Annotated in this window: 5 protein-coding genes and 1 pseudogene; 2 read left to right on the top strand and 4 right to left on the bottom strand. The window is 68.8% G+C overall.

Annotated elements, in window-relative coordinates; translation table 11 throughout:
* Positions 1–110: 110 nt before the first annotated feature.
* Positions 111–674: a hypothetical protein gene (locus ACWF9Z_RS36380; protein WP_453609866.1), complete on the top strand. Its 564-nt coding sequence runs from the start codon at positions 111–113 to the stop codon at positions 672–674.
* A 47-nt stretch (positions 675–721) separates the two neighbouring features.
* On the opposite strand, the pseudogene ACWF9Z_RS36385 reads toward ACWF9Z_RS36380, so the two are convergent.
* Positions 722–851: pseudogene (locus tag ACWF9Z_RS36385) on the bottom strand (IS5-like element IS4811 family transposase); the annotation flags it as partial.
* Positions 852–2095: 1244 nt separating this feature from the next.
* The gene (locus ACWF9Z_RS36390) at positions 2096–3196 is read right to left on the bottom strand and encodes a sporulation protein (protein ID WP_453609868.1); all 1101 of its coding nucleotides are present in this window, start codon (positions 3194–3196) and stop codon (positions 2096–2098) included.
* A gap of 28 nt (positions 3197–3224) precedes the next feature.
* Between ACWF9Z_RS36390 and ACWF9Z_RS36395 the strand changes: the two genes are divergently transcribed.
* A complete protein-coding gene (locus ACWF9Z_RS36395; RefSeq protein WP_453609870.1) occupies positions 3225–3470 on the top strand; it encodes a hypothetical protein in 246 nt (81 codons plus the stop codon).
* Between the two features lie 726 nt (positions 3471–4196).
* On the opposite strand, the gene ACWF9Z_RS36400 is transcribed toward ACWF9Z_RS36395, so the two are convergent.
* Both ACWF9Z_RS36400 and ACWF9Z_RS36405 read right to left on the bottom strand, forming a co-directional pair.
* Entirely contained in the window at positions 4197–4475 is a 279-nt protein-coding gene (locus tag ACWF9Z_RS36400; RefSeq protein WP_453609872.1) for a hypothetical protein, read from the bottom strand.
* A 38-nt stretch (positions 4476–4513) separates the two neighbouring features.
* Positions 4514–4891 carry a hypothetical protein gene (locus tag ACWF9Z_RS36405; RefSeq protein WP_453609874.1) on the bottom strand — a complete coding sequence of 126 codons (378 nt, stop codon included), beginning with the start codon at positions 4889–4891 and terminating at the stop codon, positions 4514–4516.
* Positions 4892–5002: the final 111 nt, after the last annotated feature.

Consider the following 5002-nt stretch of genomic DNA (forward strand, 5'->3'; position numbering starts at 1 on the left):
TGCACAACCTCGCCCTCGCCGGATAGACGGACAAGCCACACAGCGAACAGCCACGCCCAGGCCCACCCAAAGATCATTTACGGGACAGCCCTTAGACTCACGCTCGCCGCGTGATCAATAACCGCGTGCCCACCTTCTTGGGGGAAGGCCCGATCCTTGATCCTGACGGGGCGATCGCCACGTTGGAGGGCGCTGTTCCTGGGCTCGTAGATCACCGCAGGCCGGAGCCCGCGGGGCTCAACTGGAGCGTCATTGAGGACGGCCTCGGCGTCATCTTGCCTGCCGACTTCAAATGCCTGGCGGAGAGGTATCCCGCGTTCACGCTCGACGACTTCCTCCGCGTCAGCCTTCCCGACTCGGGCAGGGAGATCTACCGCTTTCGGGCCATGCGGGACGACCGGGACTGGTGGGACTCTGATGATGCCGCCGACCTGCGTCTCCCTTATCCAGCGCCCGCCGGCTTGCTGCCTTGGGGTGAGTCACTTGAGGGCGACCGGTTCTTGTGGAGCTCCATCGAGCACAACCCGCAGAAGTGGCGGGTCACCGTCGCGTCTCGGAACGGGGGCTGGTGGCACTACGAAGGCGGAGTAGTGCAGTTCCTGGCCGAGCTCTGTGACGGAACGCTGGAACCTTGGGCGCTGCCCCCGGTCAGCCCCGACGTCACCGATTCCTGACTGCCTGCTCAGAGCAGGCGTGAGAATCGCTTGGGGGGCTTGCGTGCCTTGGTGATGCGGCGGGTCATGAGGGTGATGGCGGCCCAGGTGATGAGGGTTTCGGAGTGCTCGACACGTCGTTCGTAGTCGCGCACGTCTGCGGGCTCGCATCATCCATGACCAGGTTCGTTCCACGACCTGAGGTTCCCCGCTTGCGCGGGAGTGGCTGACTAGCTGGTCAGGGCGGGGTGACGTGGTTTCAGGTTCACTGCTCCGGCCCGGGCAAGTCTGGTGTTACCTCCGGCGCGGGAGCCGGGTCCCGGAAGCCTCCGCCCTGGTCAGAGCAGGTAACAGGGCGAAGGCAACCGGCCTGGTCACCGGGCGGGTAACAGCCGCAGGGTTGGGCAAGCCTGGCTTGCCCACGGGGGATTGGTGACCGCGAAGCGCAGTCACGGGTGACGTTCCTGGTGAGTGGGTGGTGAGTGAGTGGTGAGTTGCCCACCCCGGGGCCTGCCCTCTTTCACCCTTGACCACCCGCTTTGTCGTCCCTAGTCATGAGGGCATCGTGTCACGGTTGGTGACGGCCGGTCAGTGATCGACGGCCGCGCTTCCCGGGCCGAGACGGCGCCGGCCGAGCGCGGCCGGCGCCACCTCGGCCAACTCGGCGGCCAAACGGGCACGGGGGCCGGCCGTGGCCGGGGTGTCGGTGGCGGTGCGGGGGCCAGTGCCCAGCGGGCGGCGCTCGATCATCCCGCCAGTGGCGAACGCGGGCTCTCCGCTCCTCATCGGCCAGCGCGGACTTCCAGGCCGCCTGAGAGATCCCGGTCAGGAGAATGGAGGCCGAGGTCCCCAGCCAGATCATCGTGATGCCCTTCGGCGATGCCGGCGAGAACCGTGCACCGGGGATGCCGTGCAACTCGCCGGCCAGGTCGGCCCGCGGCGGCAGTGCACGAGCCAGCTCCCGCGCCATGCTGTTGCCTTCGAACCGTATGGTCAGGCAGTCCGCCGTGGGACGCACCCATCGGATGCCCCACGGATACACGGGGTCGCAGGACGGCCAGGCCAGCCGCCGCAGAAGCCACCGTTCCAGGCGCTCTTGCTGAGGGTCCGGCGCGGGAATCAGATTTTGACGCCGAGGTGCGTTCCTGGCGATGCCGAGAGCACGCTCGTAGGGGAGTCCGGTGTAGAGGGTCAGCAGTTCGGCGTCGCGCCGGAGTGCGGTGATACCCATGACAACCTCAACCGCGGGACCGTCCCGACACCGGCGCGCGGCAGGGTTGCGGGCTGGAGAATGTTGTCGGTGTGGACGGAGCCCGTTTCTGCCCCCGGCAAGGGCACTCGCAAGGTCGGGTGAGTGCCAGGGCACGGCCTCCTGAAGGCCGGTGACCGCCATTCCACACAACACCCGCCTCCCTGACAATGCGCCACGCCCGTTTTGCTGATCAGGCTGCGGCAGGAAGCTCGGTGCGCGTGCGGTGGATGAGTTCAGCCACCTCGGGCTGTCCCTTCCACGGTGCGAGGGCACGGGTCACGTCATGGAGATAGCTGTGGGCGCGGCTGGAGTGGACGTTGCTGAGGATCCGCAGCGAGGTGTTCGCGGCGGTGAGGCCCCGCTCGAGTTCGCGGTTCTGGATGTGGCTGGTGGCCAGGACGGCCATGCGGATGCCGGTGGCGCGGGTGAAGCGGTCCGCCGGCATCGGCGCGGCCAGAGCGTTCCAGGCGAAGGCGCCCTTGGGGTCTTCGAGATCGCGGTGTACTTCAGTGGCATCGGCGGCGAGCCGGGCGTGGGTCATGTAGGCGAGCTGCTCCGGGTCGTGGCTGCCCGGCCGGATGGAGTCGAGGAGTTCCTCGGTACGGCCGAGCGCGGCTTTGGCCGCCTTGGCGTTTCCGGTGCGCCCGTGGGCGCGGGCCTCGGCCAGCTTCGCAAAGGCCAGCACCCGGGGCGCGGCGTGGCCGACACCGCGCTCGTAGGCGCTTTCGGCCATGTCGGCGGCTTCTTCGGGATGGCCGCGCAGGAAGGCCTGCAGGGCCATGGTGGCCAGCACGTAGCAGCCGCTCTCCACGTTGCCTGCGGCCCGGGCCAGGCGCAGGGCTTGGACGAAGTGGCGCTGGGCGACGTCGTGGTGGCCGGTGTCGACCGCGGACCAGCCCACGACGCGGGACAGCTCGGCGGTCGCCGCGAACAGCTCGCGTCCGATGGTCTCGGTGTAGGTGCCGGTCAGCAGCGGTGCGGCGCTCAGGCGCAGGCATTCGGTGACGGAGCTGGCCTTCCCGTTCCCGCCGCCGAAGCGGGAGTCCCACAAGCGGGCCTCGTCAGCGGCCTTCCACAGCTCGTCGAGGTCGCTGCGGCCGACCTGCCGGCCGCCTTCGTGCGCGGTCGGGGCGTCGGTCGGTTTGGCCAGCCAGCGGGTGACGGGGGTGGCGAAGGCGGCGATGGCGAAGCCGTTGCTGATGAGCTGGCGGCGGGAGCGGTCCACGGTTCTCCAGTAGGTGGCGGCGACGCGGATCGCGTCGACGGGGTCGCGGGCGAAATCCAACCCCACGTCAGGGTTTCCGCCCGACCTGCTGTACATGCCGGTCTCCCACGAGCCCTCCGCGAAGCCCACGCCCCAGCCCTCCGCCACGCCCGCCGCCGCGAAGCCGCAGACCGCCGGCCAGACCTCCGTCGTGCCCAAGGGCTCCGTGGCCGCGGGCGCCGAGATCGCCGCCGACGACACCACCACCACCGCGGCCGTCGGCGCCGGGCTCGTCGCGATCTTCGCCGGGCTCGGTACGGCCCTGATGATCCGTGCCCGCCGGGCCCGCGACCACGGCTGATCACCGCCCCGGGATCCGGGCTTCCCGTCCGCCCCATTTCTCCTACCGGCGGTCTATCTTCACGGTGGCCCGCCGGCGGCCGTTGCCGATTTCCGTTGCCGTTTCCCGCTGCGGGTTGCCAATCCCCTTCGACGCCCGCGCCCCGGCGCCGCAGTCGTGCCGGGACCGTTGGCTCCGATTGGTGCCCGGTATGCGGCCGGACGCGGTCGGGGGCGGGCGCCGCACCACCTCCTGCCAGGTGTTGGCTCGGGCGTACTTGCTGAGAGTGCGGCGGTTCAGGCCGAGCACCCGGGCTGCGGAACTGTGGCTTCGAGCAGAACGGGTCAATGCCAGGTCGCGACGAATGCTCTCCGGAGGCCGTCTGAGCGACAGGGCGGGCCTGGTGGAGGCGCCCGCAGGCTCCGTGGCCGTTGGCCGGTCATGCTGGCGGCAGGTGCGAGCGGCGAGGAGGCCATCCCGAGTGGTTTCGACCCCGCCTCTCGCGCCGATGCTCGCCCAGGCCGCCGAGGCCTTGCCGGCCCCCGGGACGGCCGAGGCCTGGGGCCTTTGAGTAGAAGTTCGACGGACACCGGGCCCTGGTCTTCACCCCACCCGCACCGGGCGGGGCGGTGCTGCTCCAGACCCGGCGCTGATCCTTGATCCAAGACCGCTTCCCGGACCTCATCACCGCCGCCGCGCAGCTACCCGGCGGCCTGGTCCTGGTGGGGTTTGGGAGCGTTTGTGTAGTCAGGCAGTGCTGTGTGTTCGGGCTGGGCTGCACTCCACGATTTCGCGTGCTGCGCGCAGTCTGCTCGGGTTGTCGTCGTCGAGCAGTCTGGTGGTGATCAGGATGGCGTGGATGATGCTGACGCCTTTGTCTTTCAGATGCTGCTGGACGGTGTCCATGTCGACGTTCGTGTCCAGTAGCTGTCTGCATTCGTCGATCTGATCGCCGAGCTGTTGCGCGCGTTCAGGGGTCAGACCGTGAACGTTGGCGAGGAGCTCTTCCGCGGTGTGGCTTGGCATGTCAGGGATTCTCTCAGGGGCTTGTAGCCAGGGCTAATTCATAGTCTGGTTGGTCGAGTCCCGTTACAGGTCAGGGGCAGTTCGAGTAGGTCGAGTGGGCGAACGAAGGGGGTGTAGGAGACCTCTCGGAATCCGGCGGCGATGTTGTGGTGGCCGACGTCGCGGAGGGTGTTGATCGCGAGGTTTCGGAGGGTGGCCATGTTCTCCGGTCCGTGTCCGGTGCGGATCTTGGAGGCGTCCTGCGTGAACGTTGTGTCCCTGACGTGGTGGACGGCCTCGATGCCCCACTGGGCTCTGGCGATACGGCCGATGCGCTGTGGTGATGCCTCGCGTGCGGTCATGTCGGTGATGGCGTGGATGGTCTGCCGGGTGACCGGGCCTTCCCCCAAGAAGGTGGGCACGCGGTTATTGATCACGCGGCGAGCGTGAGTCTAGCGGCGTGGTGTCGGCGTTCGTATTCGTCGGGGCTGAGGTGGCTGTTGGTGGAGTGTCGGCGGCGGGTGTTGTAGCGGGTCAGCCACGCGAAG

Source organism: Streptomyces sp. NPDC054961 (genome assembly GCF_053609145.1).